This is a genomic window from Micromonospora humida, from assembly GCF_016901255.1.
GTDB lineage: Bacteria > Actinomycetota > Actinomycetes > Mycobacteriales > Micromonosporaceae > Micromonospora > Micromonospora wenchangensis.
The window spans coordinates 298111-321484 of the sequence record NZ_JAFEUC010000008.1 but is presented as its reverse complement, the minus strand read 5'-3'; the positions used below and the strand labels follow the sequence as shown (position 1 = coordinate 321484).

The 23374-nt window shown below is 70.6% G+C and carries 11 protein-coding genes, 1 tRNA gene, 1 pseudogene and 1 CRISPR repeat array; of the genes and pseudogenes, 5 read left to right on the top strand and 8 right to left on the bottom strand.

Going from position 1 to position 23374, the window contains the following annotated elements; genetic code table 11:
* Positions 1-32: 32 nt before the first annotated feature.
* The gene (locus tag JQX11_RS18585; RefSeq protein ID WP_204926209.1) at positions 33-2831 is read right to left on the bottom strand and encodes an AAA domain-containing protein; all 2799 of its coding nucleotides are present in this window, start codon (positions 2829-2831) and stop codon (positions 33-35) included.
* An 805-nt stretch (positions 2832-3636) separates the two neighbouring features.
* Here JQX11_RS18585 and JQX11_RS18580 point away from each other — a divergent pair.
* Positions 3637-4716 carry a hypothetical protein gene (locus JQX11_RS18580; RefSeq protein WP_204926208.1) on the top strand — a complete coding sequence of 360 codons (1080 nt, stop codon included), beginning with the start codon at positions 3637-3639 and terminating at the stop codon, positions 4714-4716.
* A gap of 73 nt (positions 4717-4789) precedes the next feature.
* On the opposite strand, the gene csb2 is transcribed toward JQX11_RS18580, so the two are convergent.
* The 7 genes from csb2 to JQX11_RS18545 form a co-directional block, all read right to left on the bottom strand.
* Positions 4790-6190 (bottom strand): type I-G CRISPR-associated protein Csb2, encoded by a 1401-nt coding sequence (gene csb2, locus JQX11_RS18575; protein WP_204926207.1) that lies wholly within the window; start codon positions 6188-6190, stop codon positions 4790-4792.
* Positions 6187-7107 (bottom strand): type I-G CRISPR-associated RAMP protein Csb1/Cas7g, encoded by a 921-nt coding sequence (gene cas7g, locus JQX11_RS18570; RefSeq protein WP_204926206.1) that lies wholly within the window; start codon positions 7105-7107, stop codon positions 6187-6189. The genes csb2 and cas7g overlap by 4 nt, the downstream gene beginning before the upstream one ends.
* Positions 7104-9239, bottom strand: a complete 2136-nt coding sequence (gene cas8g1 / locus JQX11_RS18565; protein ID WP_204926205.1) for a type I-G CRISPR-associated protein Cas8g1/Csx17 — start codon at positions 9237-9239, stop codon at positions 7104-7106. Before cas8g1 ends, cas7g begins: the two co-directional genes overlap by 4 nt.
* Positions 9236-11638 (bottom strand): type I-G CRISPR-associated helicase/endonuclease Cas3g, encoded by a 2403-nt coding sequence (gene cas3g / locus JQX11_RS18560; protein WP_204926204.1) that lies wholly within the window; start codon positions 11636-11638, stop codon positions 9236-9238. Before cas3g ends, cas8g1 begins: the two co-directional genes overlap by 4 nt.
* 529 nt (positions 11639-12167) lie before the next feature.
* A CRISPR array of direct repeats spans positions 12168-14495; the repeat unit is 36 nt; unit sequence GTTTCACCGGCCGTCCCGGTCGGTCTCCGTTGCAGC.
* A gap of 75 nt (positions 14496-14570) precedes the next feature.
* Complete coding sequence (locus JQX11_RS18555) at positions 14571-15590, bottom strand: tyrosine-type recombinase/integrase (protein WP_232378090.1); 1020 nt, start codon at positions 15588-15590, stop codon at positions 14571-14573.
* A complete protein-coding gene (locus tag JQX11_RS18550; protein ID WP_232378089.1) occupies positions 15583-15831 on the bottom strand; it encodes an AbrB/MazE/SpoVT family DNA-binding domain-containing protein in 249 nt (82 codons plus the stop codon). The genes JQX11_RS18555 and JQX11_RS18550 overlap by 8 nt, the downstream gene beginning before the upstream one ends.
* Positions 15832-16195: 364 nt before the next feature.
* Positions 16196-16279: transfer RNA gene (locus tag JQX11_RS18545), tRNA-Leu, on the bottom strand.
* 210 nt (positions 16280-16489) lie between these two features.
* Here JQX11_RS18545 and JQX11_RS33695 point away from each other — a divergent pair.
* The 4 genes and pseudogenes from JQX11_RS33695 to JQX11_RS18525 all read left to right on the top strand — a co-directional run.
* Positions 16490-16975, top strand: a pseudogene (locus JQX11_RS33695) (tetratricopeptide repeat protein); the annotation flags it as partial.
* 2070 nt (positions 16976-19045) lie between these two features.
* Positions 19046-19492, top strand: coding sequence for a fibronectin type III domain-containing protein (locus JQX11_RS18535; protein WP_232378160.1), 447 nt, complete (start codon positions 19046-19048; stop codon positions 19490-19492).
* A gap of 223 nt (positions 19493-19715) precedes the next feature.
* Positions 19716-22340, top strand: a complete 2625-nt coding sequence (locus JQX11_RS18530; protein WP_372444608.1) for a fibronectin type III domain-containing protein — start codon at positions 19716-19718, stop codon at positions 22338-22340.
* A gap of 35 nt (positions 22341-22375) precedes the next feature.
* Complete coding sequence (locus tag JQX11_RS18525; RefSeq protein WP_204926201.1) at positions 22376-23374, top strand: AAA family ATPase; 999 nt, start codon at positions 22376-22378, stop codon at positions 23372-23374.

Sequence of the window (23374 nt, the reverse complement as noted above, 5' to 3'; positions counted from 1 at the left end):
GGGTCGTGCACGAGGGTGCCTGCGTAGAAGACCTACGAAATCAGCTCGCCGATCGGTTCGGCCATGCGGTGCTGGGTGACCAGACTGGCCGTGCATGCCAGCGGTGCCTCGCTGAGCAGGATGTCGAACAGCGACGAGGTGAGGAACATCTTGTCCAAGTCGAAGGTCTCCACCAGGTCACGATGCTCGAACACCTCCTCTACCATGGGCGGGAGTTGCTTAGTGTCGCCCACCATCACCCACCGCTTGGCCCGAGTCATCGGCACCAGCAGTTCAGGGGCGGTGGCCCGGGACGCCTCGTCGATAATGCACAGATCGAACTGCATATTCTGGATGTGAGGGTTGACCAAGAAGCCCATGCAGGTCCCGGCGACCACGCTCTGAGTAGGCAGGAACATCGGTTCAGCGGTCTGCGGATCATTGAGGCTGGCCAGCCAGTCGCCTTGGGTCCGCAGCAGTTCCCGAAGTCGCGGCCCGGCGCCGGGGCCGTCCAGCAGGCCGGCGACGAGCTTCTCCAGCTCCGGTTCCCCGAGCCCGTCCGGTACCGCGACCTTGAGGGCGGTGGCTGCGGTGCGGACTTCAGCGGCAGCGGTGTCGGCGCGCTCGACGATGCGCAGATAGTCCGCCAGCAGCTCGGCACGTTCCTCGGGCAGGTCTTCGTTGTCGAGCCGGTCGTCGTCATCAAGCGGGCCAAGCAGCTCGGCGGTCTCGGTCTTCTGCCGCAGGGTGGCCAGGGCTTCCTCAGCACGAAGTGCCAGGGACAGATGGTCGATGTGCACACCCTCGCGATCGGCCAATGCGGCCATGCCGGTGCGGGCGCGAGCGCGGATCTCGTCTGCCCACGCGCGCAGCTTGTTCGAGAGCAGCAGGTGGGCGGCGTCCGGGTCGACGTTATCGTCGCGGCTCGACAGACGCACGACCGAGGTGACGCCGGAGCGGTACAGCCGGGTGATCGCGTTGTCGATGGCGACGTGCATCTGACTGACCAGCAGAATCTTGTCGCCGGGCCGTGCGGCAAGGTGCTGGTGAACGAGTTCGGCGATGAACGAGGTTTTGCCCGTGCCGGGCGGGCCTTGGACGAGGAACAGGTCCGGCGAGCCAAGCGCGTGCGCGACGGCGAGCTTTTTGTCGTCGTCGAAGTCCGGGCGCAGCGGCTCGAACGCCACCGGCTCCGGCGCGCTCGCCACTGACGGGTCCAGCACCAGCTCACGTAGGTGCGGGCGGGCGGAGCTGCCGTCGCGCAGAGCGGCGAGCGCGGTCTTCTGCCGGCGGATCGCGGCCTGCGACGGGGTACGGTCGCGCACCAGCACACCATGGGCAGGCAGATCGAAGCCGGGCCGGGTCGCCCGCACCGTGATGTCTGTGCCGTCGACCTCGGCGATCGTCACCGCAACGCCCCGAACCGCGGGCTCGTCAACGGGGCGGGCCATGCGCTCCTGGTCCAGGAACGCACCGGTCAGCGGGGTCGTCGTCTCCACGTCGAACTGAGCACCGTCGCGGCTGACCCGCGTGTAGCTGATGGGTTCCTCAAGGCGTTTCTCCAGAGCTTCCTTGGCCTCGATCAGCTGTGACCAATTGGTCAGCCGTACCTGCTTGAAAGTGTCGCTGTGGCGATCACCGGCATCCTGGACAGCCTTTTCGAGCAGCAGGTGCAGCTCGTCAGCGGATGCGGCGGCTCTCTGCAGGTTAGTCGGCCGCAGTGCCGTCCAGGTGAAGTCGCGGCCGTCCAGCACGATCGCGTCATCGTTCTGGCGCCAGCGTTCTAGCTCGTCGAAATCCTTGATCGCCGCGCGGGTACAGAGCAGCTGATGTCGGTTCTTGAAGACCAGCACCAACTCAACCTGGTCACCTATCAGACGGAACTCGTCGGCGTTGAGCACCGTGCGCCCGGCGCCGAGGCTCTTCAACCGGGGCAGTACGTAGGTGGCCGCGCCGAGCAGCCCCGTGATCACGGTTTCGGCGGAGCGGCCGTCACCGGCCTCCTCCAGTGATCGGCGCGCCGTGCCGGACAGTTCGAACGACAGCACCTTCTGGTCGTGCCAGTGTTCGCTGCGCGCCGCCTGGATGGCCTGCAGCTCGAGGTAGAACTGCTGTCCGTCAGCCGGTCGCCTCGTAGCATCAACCTCCAGGGACCGTCGCAGCAGCGCAAGAACAGCGGGCGGCAGGTCGGCCTCGTTGAGCGCTCGGGTGATGTCCGGGAGGTCAGTAAGCTCCCATCCGGTGACGCATTGCAGCAGCGTCGCGGCCAGGCTGTAGACGTCGAACCTGGTCGAGCCACGCGAGGCCAGGTCCGGTGGCGCCCACGGCGCGCTGGTCATCCCGGCAACCGTCGCATCGGTTGCGCCCGCGAGTTGATCCTTGATCTTGCTCAGGGCGAAATCGGCGAGCACCGGCTTCTCACCGTCCCACAGCACGTTACTGGGCTTGATGTCGCGGTGCAGCACCGCCATCGAGTGTGCGTGGGCCAACGCCGACGCCATCGGCAGAGCGACAACTTCAGCAACATCGTCCCAGCCCGGAGTCTCGGGCACAGCTGCCAGCCAGTCCTTGAGGGACACCGGCACCCAGCTGAGCACAACGTAGTACACACCCGCGTCGTGGTCGGTGCCGCTGTCCAGCAGCGACACAATGTTCGGATGGTCCAACTTGTGGTGCGCTGCGGTCTCCCGCTCGAAGTAGATGCGGTAAATCTCATCGGAAGTGGCAGGAACCAGCTTCACGGCCACGTGCCTACCGCCCTGATGCAAGTCGGCGGCCTTGAAGACCTCCGCCTGACCACCAACACGACGGGTGTTCGCAATCTCCGCATACCGACCAGCGATCAGACTCACCGCCCACGCTCCTTCCAGGAACGACCTGTTCGTGCGGACCGGCCGCTCAGGATACTGGACCACAGCGCCAAGCCTGGACAACGTCGAGCAGCATCCGTGGCCCTCGACTACGGCGGGTGACGGTCTGCCGTCGGCGACCGGCCCGGCGCTGGCGGTATTCGGCGACGGTCGGCACCGCTGTTCGGCTCCGGGTGACAAGGCACGGCTGTTCGGCAAATGTCCCGGGCGCGCCGTCACGCCGCTCAACCGGAGCGAGGCTTTTGATCCAATCGAGCACACTTCTCCTTCGCGGGTCTGCCGACAGTGAATCAGCAGGGTGTGACACCTTCGGATCACGCGCCGGGTAGGTAAGCGCGCGGCGGTTCAGCGAGGCGGGCGCGCGGCGAACGCGGCACAGGCGGCGGCGACGGCCAGCGCCGTCTCGATGCCGGTGGCCCACGATGAGCTGTGAGCGGCGAGTAGACCGGCCAGGGCCGCCGCCACGAGGCCAAAGCCGCTCGAAACCCTGGTCCGGCGGCCTGGGACTCGGCGCGTGCTCGGGTTAGCAGAAGGCAGATGCCGGCGGGGCCACTTCTTGCGGGTTGGCGTTCTGCGGCGAGACATGGATTGGGCTCTCCTTCGTCCGGGATCACCGCGACCGTGGTGGCTGCGGCACGATCAGGAGAACACCTCCTGCAGTCCCGAAACCGGATGAGTTTGCGGGGCCGTGGGCGCTCAGTCGCGTATCTTCGATCGCGTGCCCCGGAAGCCACCAAGCCCCGCAGACCAGGCGTTGATCGACTACGCCCGGAAACGGGAAGTCGTCGTGACCGATACGCAGCTCGAGCACTGGCGTCGTGTGGGTCTACTTCCCGCGAACACGCCCATCAGACAGGGCTTCGGCGGGAGTTCCTCGCAGCCCGCGCCCGGAGCAGCCGACTTGGTCACCTGGCTCGGCTCCCACGCTCGCCGTGGCCAGCGCACTTACGACATAGCGCTGCGCGCGTTCGGCGACGGGCACGCGGTACCTGAGCCGACCGTCCGAGCCGCCTTCCTCTCCGCTGTCTCCCCCGCCCTGCCGGAACCCGTCGCGGGAGGTAAAGACGCTGGCGATCTGGCGCAGGACGCGGCGGTGCGACTTCCGGGCCGGGACACGACCGCGCTGATTCCCCAGCGGATACGCCGCATCGACGCTCGAATCAAGGCCGCCGGACTCTCCTTCGCCCCCGCTGAGCTGCTGTCCTTCGACAAGGGACGCGGACTCGCAGAGCCTTTCAGCCCTGCCGACTTCCAACTGATGGCCACGACCGTGGCACTCGACGGCTCCGAACTAAACGGAACCGGTATGGCCGCGCTCGTGCGGTCGATGAGCCCTGCCGGCGCGGCCGTGCCGAGCGCCTCGATGCTTGAGTTTCCCGACGGGGTACAGGCCACCGAACTGGCCGACGACGCCGGGAACACGCTCTTGCCGACCGGAGACGTCCGAGCCGAGCTACGCCGTGTCGTCGAGGAGTCGACGCTGGAGCGGCTGCATGCCGGTTGGATGGCAGCCGTCGAACGTCGCGCTTGGGCGCTCGACCTCTGCGACACGGTCCAAGCCGAGCTCGCGACCGGCACGGTGGGTGACGCTGTCCTGCAGTGGATGATGGCGACTGCCTTCGGCCTCATGCGCATGGAGATCCAAAGCGCCGTTCACCAAAGACCCACGCCGCACGGCACGGCCTGCACCGCAGTAATGCTGCTCTGGCAAGCACAGCAGTTGACGTGGTTGCAGAAAATTGAACCCGACGGGCTCTACCACCTGTTCTCCGCCCTTCTCCCGCCCTATATGTTGCGACTACTCGGGCTGGAACCGATCGGCCTCGTGGACGCACTTAAAGCCATCGCCACGGCTGACCCGGAATAGCAATCGAGTATCAGCGACCGGTATGCCATGCCCCTGCGACGTGTGCTCCGGTTTACCGGAGCAGCCCTCGTGTCTAGTCTGGCTCCGGTACGAAGACCCCGTATCCGAAGTGGCTCAGTTGGCCGAGTGTCAGTGGCCCTTCCTGCTCGTGGTCGAACTGCAGTCTCACGCCGAGGCCGGGTCGGGCGTTGTTGAGCTTCTCTGGTGGGAGCCGGTATCGGCGGTAGGTGCGTGCCCAGCGGTCGGAGAGACCTTCGTCTGGGTTGAGGCGGGTGACGGTCGCTGTCGGGAGGTTGCGGTAGTGGAGCTCGGTGTGGACGTCGGTGGCGATGTATTCGTCGAGGGTTTGTCGCTTGGGGTGCCGGACGGGTAGGTAGGGGGTGAGGCTGCGCCACCGCTTGGCTGGGCCGCAGAGTTCGGGTGCGACCTGGGTCGGTGTGCCGGTCGCCTGCAGCAGCAGGTGGACGTCTGGGAGGCCTTTGACCTGGTAGTCGCCGCGGCGTCCGGAGGCTGTGCGGATGCCGATGAGGTGGGCGACCTCGTCGAGCATGAGGCCGCCGGGTACCCAGACGAGGAAGCCGGTGACGGTGGCGGCGGGTTCTGGTCCGGTGGGGATGGGGATCCAGTGGGCGTGTTGGTGGTGTGTTGCCGCGCCGCGTTGGCCGAACAGGCCGGGGCGTGGGCCGTCGAGTTTGGTCGCGGCGATTCGGTGGATCTCGTCGGCGAGGGTGACGCCGTGGGTGGCCTTGAGGGGGACGCGGGAGGTCACGGCGAAGCGGATCGCGGTGATCGCGCTGTCGAGTTGCCGGGTCGGGCCGGTGGGGGGCAGGTTCGCGGGTGTGGTGGTGTAGTCGATCCACCGGGTTTCGGGGGGTAGGGTGCGGCGCCCTTTGCGTACGTCGAGGGTGGTGGTTTCGAGGATGGCGCGGCGGATCGGTGGGGTGGGGGCGAGGAGCCGTGCGGTGTGGGTTCCGCCTGTACCGGGTTGCCACCAGGTGTGGTCTGGTGGCTCGTCGGTGTCGAGGAGTCGGGCTTCGCAGATGGAGTCGGCGCGGCCGAGGTAGGGAATCAGCTCAGCGAGTTTGGCGAGGATGTTGCGCTGTTCGTCGGTGAGGTTCGCCGGCCATTGGATGAGGAGGTCCTGGTCGGTGGGTACCGCGAGGTAGGGGTCGAGGGTGAGGGCGGTGTGCCCGGTGGCGCCCGTGGTGTGGTGGGTGTCGGGGAGGTAGTGCCGGGTGTGGCCGGGCCGGGTGGGTGGGGTGCGGTAGGAGGGCAGGCCGGTGAGGGTGTCGAGGAGTTCGTCGAGGGTGGGTGCGGGCAGGTCGGGCCAGCGGGTGTACCAGGTCGCGACGAGCGCGCGCAGGAGCCGCCACGGCGATGGGGGCCATTCCACGGCGCCTTCGTTGACGCTGCGGTCCCAGGGGGTGGCGTGGTAGCGGCCGAGGGGGAAGCGGATGGCGAGGGTGGCGGTCATCCTTTGCCCCGTCCGGTCCAGACGGCCGTGGTGATCGGGCCGAGTTGGTCACCGCATTCCTCGACGAGTTTCGCGATGCGACGGGCGGCCTCTGTGGTGTCGGGGCGTTCTCCGTCGATCTCGACGACGTCGAGGTCGCAGGCGGTGCGTAGCCGCAGTCCGCTGTCGAGGAGGGTGCCGATCTCGAAGTCGATCAGCGCGTGCAGCAGGGCGGTGCCGGATTCGGAGAGCCCGTAGGAGCGCAGTTGGGCGTGGTCGATGGAGAAGTAGGCGGTGATCTGCCCGGCGGTGTACTCGATCCGGTGGTGGGGCACGGTCCCGTATCCCTCGGCGGTGGCGCCGTCTTTCGCCTCGTTGATCACGACGTCGCGTTTCACGCCGCCGCTGACAGCCGGGCGGACGTCGTAGGCCTCGATGAAGCTGGTAACGGCGCGGGCAATACGCGGTTGCCAGGGCCAGCCCTTGCGGGCGAAGAAGACGCCGTGGATCAGGGCTACCGGGTCGAGGGCGAAGCAGGCGCGGGCGACCGCACGGTGGTCCAACGGCCGGCCGGCGGTGAGTCCGAGCCGGTCGCGCATCCACTGCTCGCCGTTGACGCCGTCGACTTCCCCGTTCATGACGTACGCGGAGGCGAGGCGGTGTGCCTCCAGGCGGCTGGAGGACAGGAAGGTGCCCTCGGCGTCGACCACCCGCACGTAGGGCAGGCCGGCGAGGTCGCCGTGTTGGTCGGCGTTCGCCTCGTCCCACGTGGTCGACTCCAGCCGGTTTGCCATCGACTGGGTGGACTCCACGAGCAGTGCCCGTCCCTGCGCGGAGTCGAACTCCGCGGCGCCGAGGTCGGGGAAACCGGTCGGTTGGAAGCGGGATCCGATGACCGGTTGCAGCGTGGCCTTGAGCACGGTGCGGTAGGTGGTCACGACATCTCCTTGATCAGGTCTGGGGCATGCGGGGCGACGGTGGGTTCGTCGGGGCGGGTCGGGATGCCGAGATACCGTTTGAGGAGGCGTTGGGGGTTGCGGCACCGAGGGACCAACGCCGCCGCGAGGGCATGCCCGTCAACGAGGATTCGCGCTGGTGCGGGCACGGCCAGCCAGCCGGCCTGGCGCAGGCGGCGAGCGGCGTCGGCGTGCACGGCCACGGTGTGGCCGGCGGCGAGCCGTGCTGCCCAGTCCGGGCCCAACGCCCAGCGAGGCACGTCCTTGTCGACCCGGCGCCCCGGTGCGAGGCCGTTGGCGAGCGGGTGCAGGAGCCCGAGGGTGGGGATGGGGGTGAACGCCTCATCGGGGTCGGTCCACTCATGGTCGACGCCGTCCCACCGCAGGGCGAGACAGGCGCGCAGCCACAGGTCCAGGGCTTTCTCGTCGAGCTGCCCGAGGACGGCGAAGGCGTGCAGGTCGCGATCCGGAACCCGTATCCCCCGTCGGAAGGTCGGCGATCCGCGGAAAGTCGTGGTGTCCTGCTCATCGGGGGCGGTGCGGCAGCGCCACGACAGCACGTCGGCGAGAACGTGCCGCAGGGGCCGCAGTCCGAACCCGGCGACGAGGGGTGCGTCGCGCCAGCGCAGGTCGGGGTCGACCGGCAGCAGGAGGTGACGCATGCTCCGCGCCTCGCCTCGGCCTCCGAGGGTGGCGGTAGAGGCGACACCCACCGCGACCCGTATCTCCGGGCAGTTCGCCCGGGCGAGGACGGTCAGGAACTCGCCCGCCGACGGGGGCGTCCGCACGGGCACCTTCTCGCGGGTGCGGCTACTGCGGCCGACGGCCTGTTCGAGGTCGGTCACCGCGGCGAGGAGCCGGGCCAACGGCAACGTCCCGTCGTCGCGGACGTAGGCGAGATGCGCGGTGTCGAAGCGGCGCAGCGTGTCCTGCACGGTGCCGGTGTGGGCGTCGCGGCGGACCCAGGACACCCAGTCCTCCAGTCGGGCGACGAGCCGCACCTCTGGTCGGGTCTGCACCGTGACCCGGTCCAGCGGCACCGCGAAGTAGGACAGCCCGTTGCGTTGGTGCAGCCCGTAGCGGGTGAACGCGGTAACACCCCGGGCGACGCCGAGGCTTCTCGTGGCGGCGTAGAACTCCACCGCTCGGCGGGCGGGTCGCCCCCGCCACGCCGCCCGGGCGTCGGCGAAGAGCTGCGTCACCTCCGGCAGGCTGAACGGCCGCTCCCACAACGGTGCCCAGATCTCCCCCCGGGACTCCTCCCCCGCCGCGCCGCTGGTCGTGCCATCGGCGGTGGACGCGACGGTGAAAGGAATCGCAGCCCGCCCCACCTGATGCTGGTGTCGACGCACGGCGGTGGACGCGAAGAACAGCGCCCCCTCGACCATCAGGACGAACGCCCACGGATTCACGATCGCATCGGCGACACCGAACGGTGAGGAGTTCGGTCCGCCGGTGGACAGCGGGTCGAACTGGCCACCGGTCGCCCGACTCAACGGCGCGCTCTGCTGACCGGTAATCAGATCGCGGGCATGGGCGACAGACCGCGCAACGTCCGCCGGCTTCACCGGCAGCACCTCAAGGAGCCGTTGGTGGAAGGTGGTGGAGAACTCCAGGCGGCCGTCGTTGCCGCCGGTGCCGAGCAGCGGCGGGAAGTAGCTCTGGTTCCCGACGAGGATGACCGTGGCGTCGATCCAGGGCAGCAGCGCGTCGGGGGCGTGGTTGCGGAACTGGCGGATCGTGCGTTCCTTCGTCCAGCCCGACGACCGGGACTGCTGTCCCACTCTCGTCGCGGTGACCAACGCCGCCCGCATCGGGGCAAGACGAGGCGAGGGGTGGGCGGCCAGGGCGTCGAGGGCCTGCTTCGGGGTCTTGTCCTTGGCCCCGAAACCACTCCCCTCGTTCCACGGGCTCAGCACCGGTGTCGGCACGTACTCGTCGACCAACCAGCCGGTGAGGTCCGGCACCGTCGTGGCCAGGACCAGCCCCTCCGCCGTCCACCGGGCGGTCGCCTCGGGATCGGCCTGCTCCGCGACGACGCGGAACAAGCCCAGACCCGCCAGGTAGGCGCTCAGCGGGACCGGGCGCAGTCCCGGCATCAGATGACGAGTCACGAGGCTTTCTCCAGGTTGGCGCTGGCCCGCCAGTCCGCGATGCGGACCAGGGTCTCCAGGTACGCCAACACGAACGGCCCGTACCGGTCGCGCAGACCGAGGGCGGTGCGGGTCCACGAGCGGGCCCCACCGAGCCCGAACTGGTCCAGGTCGACGGTCAACGTGCCCGCCGGTTGCCCCAGCAACTCCGAGGTCAGCACCACCTCGTGCTGCTTGAGGCCGAGGAGCCGATCGTCGTCGGTGTCGTCCGGCCCGCGTACCTGGACCCGCAGCTTCCCGTGATGGGCGAGAACCAGGTACCGCACCAGGTCCGGGTCCTCGACGTCGGCGAGGAGACCCCGCAGCGGGCCATCGAGCAGCAGCAGCGACACCAACTCATGCCGGAAATCACTGGTCCCGTCCGGATACACCAGTCGGCCGCTGCCACCAGACTTCGCCCACGGCCGGCCCGCGTCCACCCGGTCACGGTCCCCGGGCACCGCCAACGCGCACAGGGCATCCTGCCACATCGGATGCGCCTTCCCGGCGTCGTGGGCGTAGGCGGCGACCGCGACCGCGCGCAGCACCGACACCGGCAGCACCGGACCGATCGCCCCGACGAGCGCCTCCACATGCTCCCGCACATCGACACTGTGCTGCTCCAGGCTCAGCCACTGCCCTTGCGCGACGCTCGCGTCGTCCTGCCGAAACGCCTCCTCGGCACCACCGGCCTGATCAAACACCGGTACCCGGTCCGGGATCGGATCCAGCGACGGGCAACCTGGCACCGGCCTCCGTACCGACGGGTCGAACCCGGTCTCGGGGTCATAACCCCCCGTGCTGGCTGCGACGACCAGCACCTCCCCCGGCCGGGCCGGCTGCCGATCAGTCACCCGGGTCCACTGCCCCACCGCCTGCGTGAACCGCCACACCACGGCGCGTTTCGCGAAGACCCGTAACTCCCCCAGGGGCACCCGGCAACGCCACTTCGCCTCCGGCGCCTTCATTCCCGGGCCCGGCCGGCCCGTGGCGTCCACCGGCGTCCAGTCCACCCAGGCGAGTTGAACGTCAAGGTCGTCGGCGTCACGCACATACGGCCCCACATCCAGATCAGCACCGGTAAGGTCCGGCGCGGTGTCGAACAAGGCGAGAAAGTCCGCCCTACGCAGGACAGTGATCTCCGGTTCGGTGGTGAACACCTCCCGATCAAGCAGGTCCTCACCCGTCACCGCCACACCCTCCAGAACCGTCAACTCCGCCACCGTCGCCCGCACATCCGCTTCCTCGTACGGCAGATGCCGAACGGGCGGTAACCACCACAACTCAGCATCATCGAGCAGCCCTCGACGATTACACCGCCCGGCGCGCTGCACGACCGACGGCCACGGCGCGGCCTCGGTGAACAACACCGCCGCGTCAAGATCAAGCCCTGCTTCGACGACCTGCGTCGCGACAACGATGTGACCAGCGCCCGCAGGGACGGCACTGATCTGCACCGCGAGACTCTCACGCTCGACACCCCGGAACCGGGAATGAAGCAACGTGTGCGGCACCGGTGCCGCCCGCAGAGCAGCGTGAACACCACGAGCTGCGGCTACCGTGTTCACCACCACGAGGGTGAGAGTGCCTGGGCGGTGCCGCCGCAGCACCTCCGACGCCACCGCCCGGTAGTCGCCCGGCTCGACCGGGAGCCTCCCGACCCTACGCCGCGCACCCAGCCGAACAGCTAACTTCCCGACCCGATCCTCCGCCTCGATCCGCACCACATCACCCTCAGCCGGAGCAGGATTGTCCACCGTGTCCAGCAGGCCAACCGACACCGTGGCCGACATACACGTCAACCCCGTCGGCTCGGCCGTCACCCACGACCCCGCACCCCCACCACGGGTGAAACCGGCCAACTGCCGCAGCGTCGTCGTCGACTCCGGACACAACTGGATTTCGTCGACAACCCAGTGGGCACCGTTGCCCACCAACGCGAAATCAATCGGATACATCGCCCGAGAGATCCCGTATCCCCTGTTCAACGCCTTACTCACCAGCGAATCCACCGTCCCGACGACAATCGCCGGACGAAACATGTCCAACCGCCACCGCCGTTGAGAATCCCCCGCCCCACCCATCACCACATGCACCGCAACCCGATCGGACAACCCCAGGTTCTCCAACCACCCCACAGCCTCCCGAGCCACCTGCTCCACCAAGGAGCGCTGAGGCAACGCAAAGATCAACCGCCGAGGCGTCCCCACAGGATCAGGCCCCTCCAACCGCCGCCACAACCACGCCAAGATGATCCCGGTCTTCCCCGTGCCCGTCGGCGCCCGCACCACAGCCGGCAACCCATCACGGGCCAACCGTGCCTGATACCCATACGGAAACTCGCCGGTCGCCGCCTTGAAGAACGCATCAAACGACGCCACAACCACTCCTCAACGAACCGACCACCGACACCGACGACCAAGCGATCAAAGACGCAGCCTTGTCGAATCAGGTCCTACACCCCAGGTACGACACTGTCGGCAACCAGACCCAGACGGCGAAACTCCAACACCCCCGCTTTCACACATCCACATCGAAGCCAGGGCCGAGGCAGAGGCACCCTCACAACAACCCCAAACCCACAACGAACAGGAGCGCATCCACAGCTACGCTGACCCCAGCCACCCGCAACGATCATCCCGCGAGACTCAGCCACCAGAACGAGGCCGACTCGGAACGAACGCAAGCACCGCCACCCTGAGCACCAGTCCCGACGACGAGCAGCACGCCCTCTAAAGGGAACCGAAACTTAACAACTCAAACAACTGCGACACAGCCTGGTTCGGAACCCCCAGCAATCACCGCCCCAGCGCAAGGTTCCCAACCAAACAACTGCCCAGAACGAACAAAACGGACGCTCGCTTGACCCGACACTGATCGGCATCAACCTATAGCTGCTGCTCGACAAGGGTTTCACCGGCCGTCCCGGTCGGTCTCCGTTGCAGCGTCGCGTTCGGCATCAGCAGCACGCCGCCGCCGATCGTGTTTCACCGGCCGTCCCGGTCGGTCTCCGTTGCAGCAAGGAGACCGCCGGCTCGGGTGGGGCCGCAGTCGATAGTTTCACCGGCCGTCCCGGTCGGTCTCCGTTGCAGCTTGAGGTGGAACGTCGCCGCCGAGATCGCTCGCTTCGTTTCACCGGCCGTCCCGGTCGGTCTCCGTTGCAGCATCTCCGTCACCACCGTCCTCGACCACATCGCCAAGGTTTCACCGGCCGTCCCGGTCGGTCTCCGTTGCAGCGTGATCGCGCTCGTGGGCATGATCCGCCACGCGCAGGAGTTTCACCGGCCGTCCCGGTCGGTCTCCGTTGCAGCGCTGCACGACGGCGGTGAAATTCGGACATCAACGGCGTTTCACCGGCCGTCCCGGTCGGTCTCCGTTGCAGCGCCGAGCAGCGGGCCGCATTCCGCACCCTGTCGCCCAAGTTTCACCGGCCGTCCCGGTCGGTCTCCGTTGCAGCGGTCGCTCCTGTCCCGGCGCGTTGCTCAGGTCCCGAACGGCAGTTTCACCGGCCGTCCCGGTCGGTCTCCGTTACAGCGACGCCCGGGGCGGATGGCACGGGCCGCGGATGCTGCTGGTTTCACCGGCCGTCCCGGTCGGTCTCCGTTGCAGCGGCACCACGGTGAGGCCCTCGGGGAACTGGAGGATCGTTTCACCGGCCGTCCCGGTCGGTCTCCGTTGCAGCCGCCCGTGCGGGTGCCGCTCCCAGAAGCGGCCGAACTGTTTCACCGGCCGTCCCGGTCGGTCTCCGTTGCAGCTTGTCGGTGGCGTCCCGCTCGAACCGCGTCCACTCGGTGTTTCACCGGCCGTCCCGGTCGGTCTCCGTTGCAGCAAGCGACTGGCGAAGGAAGCCGAGTCGTCGGGTGTGGTTTCACCGGCCGTCCCGGTCGGTCTCCGTTGCAGCCCCGGTTCTCGGGGTTCTTGCCGGCGTGGGCGATGCCGTTTCACCGGCCGTCCCGGTCGGTCTCCGTTGCAGCTCGCCGTCATCGCCCACGGCGGTCGGCCGCGCTGCGAGTTTCACCGGCCGTCCCGGTCGGTCTCCGTTGCAGCTTTCGGACGCAAAAGAGCAGGTCACCGCCAGTGCAGCATGTTTCACCGGCCGTCCCGGTCGGTCTCCGTTGCAGCGCCGTCGGCGCGTTGACGCTTATCGCGCTGGAGGTGCTGGTTTACACCGGCCGTCCCGGTCGGTCTCCGTTGCAGCCCGGCGCAGGCGATGGCGAAGCCGGACCCGATGCCCACGGTTTCACCGGCCGTCCCGGTCGGTCTCCGTTGCAGCTACGGCCACGACGACATGCGCAGGGCCTGGGGTGGGTTTCACCGGCCGTCCCGGTCGGTCTCCGTTGCAGCACGATGGATCCGGCGGCGCTGTGGCAGCTGCCGGAGACGGTTTCACCGGCTGTCCCGGTCGGTCTCCGTTGCAGCTCACCGCGCTGGTGGCGATCGGCAGTCTCGGTCTGGAGTTTCACCGGCCGTCCCGGTCGGTCTCCGTTGCAGCATCGCTGGGATCAGCGCCGGGATGGAGTCGGTGCAGAAGTGTTTCACCGGCCGTCCCGGTCGGTCTCCGTTGCAGCCCGGCGCAGGCGATGGCGAAGCCGGACCCGATGCCCACGGTTTCACCGGCCGTCCCGGTCAGTCTCCGTTGCAGCGGGTCCGTATCCGTCACCGGCGTGCTGCGGGTCCTGCGGTTTCACCGGCCGTCCCGGTCGGTCTCCGTTGCAGCCACCGGACGGCGTTCGCTCTGGCGGTGCGCCCCCTGGCGTTTCACCGGCCGTCCCGGTCGGTCTCCGTTGCAGCAGCGTGTAGACGGACCGCTCGGCGCGAGGGTTCGCGATCCGGTTTCACCGGCCGTCCCGGTCGGTCTCCGTTGCAGCGTGTAGATCCACTCGGCAACATCGTGGATGGGCGGCACATGTTTCACCGGCCGCCCCGGTCGGTCTCCGTTGTAGCTCGTACAGGCCCGGCTCCTCGTAGCCGCGCAGGAAGCGTTTCACCGGCCGTCCCGGTCGGTCTCCGTTGCAGCGGGTCCATCCACCCGTACTGCTGGATGCGGACCCGCACGTTTCACCGGCCGCCCCGGTCGGTCTCCGTTGCAGCTGGCCGTGGAACACCCCGGCAGTGCCCCTGGACCGCAGGTTTTACCGGCCGTTCGGACCGGTCTCCGTTGCAGCCGGTACACGTGGCGGGCCCGCTCGTGACGGTGTGGGTGTTTCACCAGCCGTCCCGGTCGGTCTCCGCTGCTGCCTGGGCGCGGACGTGGCCACGGTAACCGTGGCATCGGTGGGACCCAGCCTCGTAGGACCAGGTCCCACCCGACGGCTAGCTCAGAGGATGTGGCTCGTTGGTAAGCGCCGACAGGGCGGCGGCGATCTCTTGCAACGTCGCCCGCACATAGGTGGCTGTGGTACCGGCATCACCACCGCCTTCCGAGTGACCGGCGTAGGCGCGTGCGATGGCGTAGCCGAAGTTCCGTTCCACCCAGGTCAAGGTGGTGTGACGCAGCCAGTGAGTGCTGATCTGCTGCACGTACACCCACGGCAGGTGCTCGCCGATGCGTACCCACAGATGGTCATACCGCCGATACGTGAGAGGCTGACCGTTGCGGTAGCGCAGCAGCGGCCCCGTCTCCGTCGCACCCCGCTCCTCCGCATGCCGCTGTAGATACCTCATCAGCGTGGGAGAAACCGGCTGCCAACGCATCGAGTCTCCCTTCTCCCGAAGCAGAATCAAACACTGCTCCGGATCCAGGTCAGCCGGGCGAAGCGCCAGCGCCCCGCCGCGCCGGCACGCCGTCTCGGTATGCAACCGCAAGAGCAGGGTGTCGAGCGCCGGATCGTCGCCTGTGCTACCTGCAACCTCGTTGATCTCGGCCAGCCGGGCGTCCGCCACCGCCCGCCGTGTGCTCGGCAACCGTCGCGGCTTCGCCACCTTCAACGCAGGATTGTCCGACGCCGCGATAAAGCCGTCAGCGACCGCCCTCTTGTACAGACACCGAAGGGCCGCAATCAGATGCTCCGCCGCGCTGCGACCGCCACGGGCATTCCGCCGAGCCACCACATGCGTCTTGACGTACTCCGCCAACTGCTCAACCTCCGAGGGTGTCGGCTCGTCCAGCCTCCGCGTCCCCCAGTGCTTCACCACCCGGTTCCAATAGGACCCGTAGGCACGCCGCGTACCCGCGGTGACCGCAGCCGCCACCACCGGAACATACTCGGCAAAGGTCGGCGACGGAGGACGAGCCACCGCAGCACCCAACAGATCAGCAGGCGAGATGCCCATCCGAGCGAGCAGCAGCCGCGCCGCGTCCAACTCAGCACGATTCGCCGCAGCGTCACTCATGTCCGCCCCCGAAAACCGCATCGTGAGCATGGGCGATCAGCTCGTCGAGCTTCGCCGGCGGGTGAACTACCAGCCGTCCGCTGGCCGGTTCCGCCACGATCAACACGCGGTCACCGGCGGCGAGGCCGCACCACTGGCGAACCACCGCCGGCAGCCGGACATGACCTTCCTTGGCCACCTTGAAGACGCCTTGCGGATCTGCGGATACCACAATCAACCCGTGGCGCTCTCTGATGCTCAATCGCAGTCCGGGCACCCACTGGAGCACCCTCATCGCCGACCGATCGGCGATCCGGCCGTGCGCGTTCAGCGTGACCAGCCCGTAGACAGCCAGGCGACTGCGAGTGGCTGCGAGGGTTGGAAGCGGTAGCGGAGATCGCCTCATCGCTGCGACAGGAGAACCAGGAGCACCACGTGCGCTGATCTGCTGACCAGGCAGGGCCACAGCGGGGATGACAGCCGAGCTGGCGTGTGTTGTCGCAGCTCTCGCTCCGGGGGACCTACCACGAGGGGCAGCGCCGGCGGCTGTGTCGTAGAGGCTTCGGCGGTGGTCAAGCATACTTGACCACCACTACGTCATACGGTGCACAGATGAAACGTACTCGTGTCCGAGGGGGGACTTGAACCCCCACGCCCTATACGGGCACTAGCACCTCAAGCTAGCGCGTCTGCCATTCCGCCACCCGGACCTGCCCGTCCAGCCTACCGTGTCGGCTCCGGCGGCTCTCACCCCCGGTCAGCCGCCCTGGTGGGCCGCACGGGGCATTACTGTACACGGCCCGTATGGATCATGCACATCGCCGCCCGCCCTACTGGCGGGAGCCGGATCATCGCAGGTCAGGACGCGGCTGGAGCGGGCGGGTAGCGTCCGGACCCGCTCAGGCGGCAGCATTGCTTGCGTGTCCGTACCCTCACCCCTCGCCGCAGTCCAGCATCGGGCTCTCGCCCTGCGTTCCGCCGGTGATCTGTCGGCGGCCCGCCGGTTGCTCACCGACACGATCGCCTCGGCCCGTCCCGCGTACGGTGAGGACCACCCGGAGATCATGGGCACCGCGCACCTGCTCGCGAGGCTGCACCGGGAGGCCGACGATCCGGCCGCTGCCCGGCGGGTGCTGGAGGAGGCGTACGCGGCCGGTGAGCGGCGGTGGAACCCGGCCGACCCGTTGATGCTGGCCCTGGCCTTCGACCTGGCCGGGGTCGCCGAGGAACTGGGCAACCGGCACGAGGCCCGCCGCAACTACACCCGGGTGGCCACCGCCGGGCCCGCCGCGCTCGGCGAGCAGCATCCCGCCGTACGCGCCGCCCGTCAGTACCTCGGGATCCCCGACGGCCAGCCACCGTCGCCGTCCCCCGGCGCCGCGACTGCTCCCCCGTTGCCGACTCCCCCGCAGACCCCGCCCGACCACGCCCCGACGGCCCCCCACCGGGGGCACCGCCCCCTTCCGACGCCCCGGCCCGGGTCGGGCCCGCCGTCGCCCCACCCTGTCTCCGCGCCTCCCGCCCCCGCCGCACCCGGCCCACCGGTGCCGGCCGCCCATGCGCCCCCTCCGGGCCAGCCGGTTCGCCCGTCGGCACCACGACCGGGCCCCGCACCGGCCCGCCCCGCACCGGCCGGCCCGGCTGCGGACGTCGAGCCCCGGGTGCCACTGCCCCGGCAGATGTACGGCGTCCAGCCCACCCACCGGCCCGGCGCGCCCCGGCCCCGTCCGGCCTCCACCGCACCGCACTCCGGGCCGCCGGCGTCATCGCCGGGCCCACCGCCCGCCGCTGCACCGGCACCGGATGCCGCCCCGGCGCAGCGGCACCCGGCGTCACCCGCTCCGGTCTCCGGTGGCGCACCACCCACCTCGCCCTGGGCGCCGCCCCACCTCCAGCAGCCCTCCGCTGTCTCGCCGGTTTCGCCGGACGATGCCGTCCCGCCGGGAGCACCCGGCCGGTCGGCTGCTCCCCCGGCCGCACCGCACCCCGCACCGTCGGCCGGGGTGCCGTCCGGTCCGCCGGCCCAGCACGGGCGTCCGGTGCCGATCCCCACCGTGCCGCCCGCCGGTCCCGGCCAGCCGAGCGGGCCGGCGGACGGCGCGCCCATCCGGCACGGGCAGCCGACCGCCCTTGCGCCCGCGCCGGGTGAGGCCGGTCCGGTACACCCCCTCCCCACCGCCGCCCCGCCCGCTGACGGTGCCGCACCGGGCACGGCACCCGCCGACGCGCCGACTCCCGCACCACCGGCCGTGCCCGGTACGGCGGCGATTCCCGCAGTCCCGCCCGCACCGGGCCCGGCTGCGACCCCACCCGCGCCGGGCTGGGACCGGCCGACGGTACGGGTCCAGCAGATCGGCCCCCTGCTGGAGGACCAGCAGCCGGACCCCGCCCGAACCCCGGCGGCTACCGCATCCGGCGGCACGGCACCCGCAGCGTCCTCCGCCGACCCGGCCGACGCGGTACCCGGGGCGACGTCCGGCGATACCGCCGCCGACCCGGCACCCACCACGGCACCTGGCGGTACGGCCGACCCGGTTCCCGCCCCAGCGTCCGGGGACACCGCTGGTCCCGCGTCCACGGCCGGGTCCGCCTTCGAATCCGCTCCGCCGCCCGCCCTGGCCGCACCCGCCGATCGCCCGACGGCCTCCGCAGCGTCGCAGGCGTACCCCGCACCACCGCAGGCGGTACCAGCGGCGCCCCCGTCGTCCGCCGTCCCGCCGGAGCTGCCTCCGAGCGCCCCGTCGGCAGCCGCACCGCCGGCGGCTACGACGATCCCGGCGGCAGCAGCACCGACGACAGGGCAGACAGCCGTCCCGCCACCGACGCCCGCAGCCTCCGGAGATGTCGACCAGCCGACCGGGCATCTGGCGGTGACCATTGCACCGCTCGACGCCCCACCTGGCGGGGACCCCGGGAACCCGCCCGTCCCGGCGTGGACCGCCGGCCCCACCGGAACGGTCGGCGACGCGGGCGGGGACGACGAGGCTCCCGCCGACGACCCGACGTGGGGCGACGTCGCACCGGGTCGGTCGATCATCATGCCGCTGGTACCGATGACCGAGCCGCCGGCAGCCACCGAACAGACCACCGGCCCGCCGCCGTACCCGGGACGGACCGCCGGATCACCGCCGGTGGTGGCGCAGGACTCCGGATGGCCACCGACGGCGGGCCGGACCCCGGGATGGCCCTCGGATCCGGGGCGGGCCCCCGGGTCACCGCCGGATGCGGGGCACCCGCCGGCACCGGGACCGGGCGTCGGATCACCGGCACCGGACAGGACCCACGAGTTCAGGGCACCCACCGCCGCCCACGAGCCCGCGCTGCGGGCACCCACGGAGGCCGCGCCACAGGCAGCGGTGGGGCCCGGACCGGTCCCCGGGGCAGCCGGCCCAGGGGGCGGGGAGCGTGGCACCGACCGGGGCGTACCGCCGGTGGTGGAGGGGGCGGGATATCCGGAGCTTGCGCCGTCGTACCCGGTGCAGGACGGGCGTGCGCGCCGCCGGGGCCGGACGGTGGCCGTGGTGGCGGGGGTGATCCTGGTGCTGGTCGCCGGGGGCACGGTCGGGGCGCTGACCCTGGGGCGGGACGCGGACGGGCCGCAGCGGTCGACCGGCACCGCCCCCCGGCAGACGGCCGGTCCGCCCCCGGCCGACCTGAAGTTGCGGGACGACGAGGCCACCATCACGGTCACCTGGTCCGACCCGAGCGGCGGCTCGGTGCCGTTCATGGTCGCGGGTGGACGCACGGGTCGGGCGCTCGGGGTGATGGCGACCGTCGACCCGGGACAGACGAGTTTCACGGTCAACGGGCTGAACGCCGAGGTGGACTACTGCTTCACCGTGCTGGCGGTCTACTCGACGGACTCGTTCGCCACCTCCGGCCAGGTCTGCACCGACCGGGTCCGGCCGTCGCCGAGCAGCTGAGCGCGACGGCCGGCCAGGGGCGGCCGGGCGGGACGACTGACCGAGCGCTCCGGCCTGCGCCGCGACGGCAGGACACCCCACCGAACCGGCACGCTGGGTGTCCGCGGCGGAACGGTCCGGGTTTCCTCGTCCCGGATCGACCCCTATGATGTGCCACGGTTCAGGCGAGGGCGTCCGGCACCCGGCACGCCGTCTGAGGCCACCGGACGGAGGTCGACCCGCTGTGGCCAGCATCGACGATGCCGCGAGCGCCGGGGACGGCGCGTCCCGCCGACGGTCCCGGTTGCGGGGTGGGCTGGTCACGGTCGGCACGGTGACCGCGCTGGTGGCGGCGTTGGGCCTCACCCTGCTGGGTCGGGGTGCCGCCGAGGAGGCGCTGGCCAGCTTCGATGCCAGCAGTTGGCTGTGGAGCAGCACCCGGGGCGAGTTGGCCCGGGTCAACGGGATCACCGCCAGGGTGGACACCCGCAAGGAGGTTCCCGGGGCCCGGCAGCATCCGGTGCAGGTCACCCAGACCGACCGGCTGCTCATCCTGCGCGACCTGGAGACCGGCCAGGTGAGCGCGCTGGACCTGGCGACCCTCCAGATCACCGCGACCACCCCCACCACGCCCGGTCTCGGGGTCAACGTGGTGCTGCACGACGACGCCGCCTTCGTGGTGGACGCGGTGCGCGGCGTGGTGCGTCAGCTCGATCCCCGTTCGCTGGTGCCGGTGGGTGACCCGGTGCTGTTCCCGCCGGGCATCACGGCCGGCGCGTTCGACGGTCGGGGCCGGTTGTGGATCGCGGTGCCGTCGGAGGGCACCGTCGCGGCGGTCACCGCCGCCGCGCTGCCGTCCGGGCCGGCGTCGGGGACGACCGACGTCGGGGGTCCCCGACGGGTGCAGACGCATCCGGTGGCCGAGCCGAGTCACGAGTTGACGCTGTCCACCCTGGACGACGGGGTGGCGGTGCTGGACCGCACCACGGGCACGCTGGTGACGGTCCGGGGCGGACAGACCCGGCGTGCGGTGCTGGAGGCCGCCGCGGGTGGCGCGGTGCCGGCGCGGACCAGCGGCCCGGTGGTGCCGGTGACGATCGGCGGGGAACGGCGGGTGCTCGCCGTCGACGACGGCCGGGTGGTCACCCGGTTCGTCGTGCCGGGCAGCGGCGACCGGGTCGGGCCGGCCGTGGCCTGGGCCGGCCGGTTCTACTGCGCCGACGGGGTCACCGGCACGATCTACGCGTTCGACGGGGCCGGGCAGTTGGTGGAGACGATCCGGCCGGGCCGCACGACCGGCCCGCTGGAGCTGGAGGTGCGGGAGAACCACCTGTTCATCAACGCCCCGGGTTCGGCCACCGCCCGGGTGGTCGACGACGCGCACCGGGTGCGCACCGTCGACAAGTACGCCAACGACGTGTTGGGCGGGGACCCGCCGCCGGACCCGCCCCCGCCGCCTCCGCCGCCGAAGCCCCGGGTGGGTAAGCCCGGCGCACCGGGTCAGGTCACCGCCACCGCCGGGGACGCGCGGGCCCGGGTCGCCTGGCGACCGGCCGCCGCGAACGGTGCGGCCGTGCTGCGGTACGTGGTGCAGGGCGCGGGGAGTCGGCACGAGGTGGGGGCGAACCAGCGGTCGCTGGAGGTCACCGGGCTGACCAACGGGTCGACGTACACGTTCACGGTGTACGCGGTGAACGGCAGGGGCGACGGTCCGGCGCGGCGCAGCAACCCGGTGACCCCGACCTCGGCGGTGCCGGCCCCACCGGCCGGGGTCAGCGCGCAGGCCCGCCCCGACGGCACGGTGCTGGTGCGCTGGCCGGCGGCCGACGGGCAGGGCAACCGGATCGCCCGGTACGCGGTGACCGCCACCTCGGCCGGGGCGAACGCCCCGGTCGGCGAGTCGCGTCGCACCGAGCTGGTGGTGCCGGCCGGTGAGTTGACCTACGGCACCCAGTACGCGTTCACGGTGGTCGCGGTCAGCGACCGGGGGGCCGCCTCGGTGGCCTCCCCGCTGAGTGAGCCGGTGGTGCCGTTCGCCGCTCCGGGGCAGCCGGCGGGCCTGCGGGCGGCGACGGTGGCCGACCGGGCGGGCACGGTCGCGGTGCAGTGGTCGGCGGCGGCGGCGAACGGCCGCCCGGTGAGCCGCTACCAGGTGGACGTGGGCGGGCGGACCAGCGAGGTGACCGGCACCGCGACGACGGTCACCGGGCTGGGCGACGGGCAGAACGTGCTGGTGCGGGTGCGGGCGGTCAACGAGGCCGGGTCGGGGCCGGAGGCGAGCGTCACCGCCCGGACGGTGGCCGCGCCCCGGGTGACGCTGACCGGGTCGTCGGCGGACGCGACGTCGGTGACGGTGACGTTCACCGTGGACGCCGGGGGTGGGGAGTCGACCTGCACCGCCGCCACCGGCGGGAAGAGCGCCACGGGTAGCTGCGCCAGCCTGCGGGTGACCGGTCTGACCCCGGGCACCGCCTACACGGTGACGGTGACGGCCGTCAACGCCGCCGGTCGGGGCACCGCCACCCGGGCGCAGGGCACCGATCCGCTGTACGGGGTGGCGACCTGCGTCAACGGGCCGGACGGCGACCAGCGCACCTACTGCGACCGCGATGTGGACGGTCGCAACGGCAACGAGGTGTTCTCGGTGCCCCGGCAGGACAACGACAAACAGGTCGGTTGGGCGAAGCCGGGCACCCGGCTGCGGGCGTACTGTCGGCGGCAGGGCGAGAACGTCGACTCGTGGATCTACAACGACCAGAAGCAGTCCACCTGGTGGGTCCGGGTCGACTACGAGGGACGCAACTACATCCCCTGGGCCTGGCTCAACCTGGCCGGCGGTGACGACATCGCCGTGCTGCCCACCTGCTGACCAGCGCCGCCGCAGCCGAGGAGCATCCCGCCGTCGTGAACGACACCCCCGCACCGCTGAGCCAGTCGGAGGTCCAGGGTTTCGCCGCCCTGGCCGCCCGGCTGGCCGGGAACGTCAACGCGGTCGTGCTGGGCAAGCCGGAGGTGGTGCGGTTGGCGTTGACCGCCCTGTTCGCCCAGGGGCACGTGCTGCTGGAGGACGTGCCGGGGGTGGGTAAGACCACCCTGGCACGGGCGGTGGCGGCGACCGTGCAGGGCCAGTGGCGGCGGATCCAGTTCACCCCGGACCTGCTCCCCTCGGACGTCTCCGGGGTGACGATCTTCAACCAGGCCAGCCGGGGCTTCGAGTTCCATCCGGGGCCGGTGTTCGCCAACATCGTCATCGCCGACGAGATCAACCGGGCCTCCCCGAAGACCCAGTCGGCGCTGCTGGAGGTGATGGAGGAGCGGACGGTCACGGTGGACGGGGTCCGGCACCCGGTGCCGCAGCCGTTCCTGGTGGTCGCCACGCAGAACCCGGTGGAGATGGACGGCACGTACCGGCTGCCCGAGGCGCAGCTGGACCGGTTCCTGGTGAAGCTGTCGGTGGGGTACCCGGACGAGGCGGTCGAGGTGGAGGTGCTGCGCGGGGCGACGGTCCGCTCCCCCGACTCGCTGCAACCGGTCACCGACACGGCCACCGTCGGGGAGATGGTCCGGATGGCCCGCCGGGTGCACATCGCCGAACCCCTCTACGGGTACGCCGTCCGGCTGGCCACGGCCACCCGGGCGCATCCGCAGGTCCGGGTGGGGGTCAGCCCCCGTGGGGTGATCGCGTTGACCCGGGCGGCCTGCGCGTACGCGTTGATCGACGGCCGGGGTTGGATCATGCCGGAGGACCTGAAGGCGCTCGTCGAACCGGTCTTCGCCCACCGGCTGCTGCTCACCGCCGACGCGCAGGTGCGCGGGGTGACCGCCGCCGACGTGCTGCGGCAGGCGGTGGCGTCGGTGCCGGTGCCGCTGCCGTCGGGCCAGTCGACCCCGACGCACGGCTGA

Bases quoted from the DNA above. Each gene is read 5' to 3' on its own strand.
- csb2 (WP_204926207.1), bottom strand. From the start codon at position 6,190: ATGACCGCCACCCTCGCCATCCGCTTCCCCCTCGGCCGCTACCACGCC.
- JQX11_RS18555 (WP_232378090.1), bottom strand. From the start codon at position 15,590: ATGAGTGACGCTGCGGCGAATCGTGCTGAGTTGGACGCGGCGCGGCTG.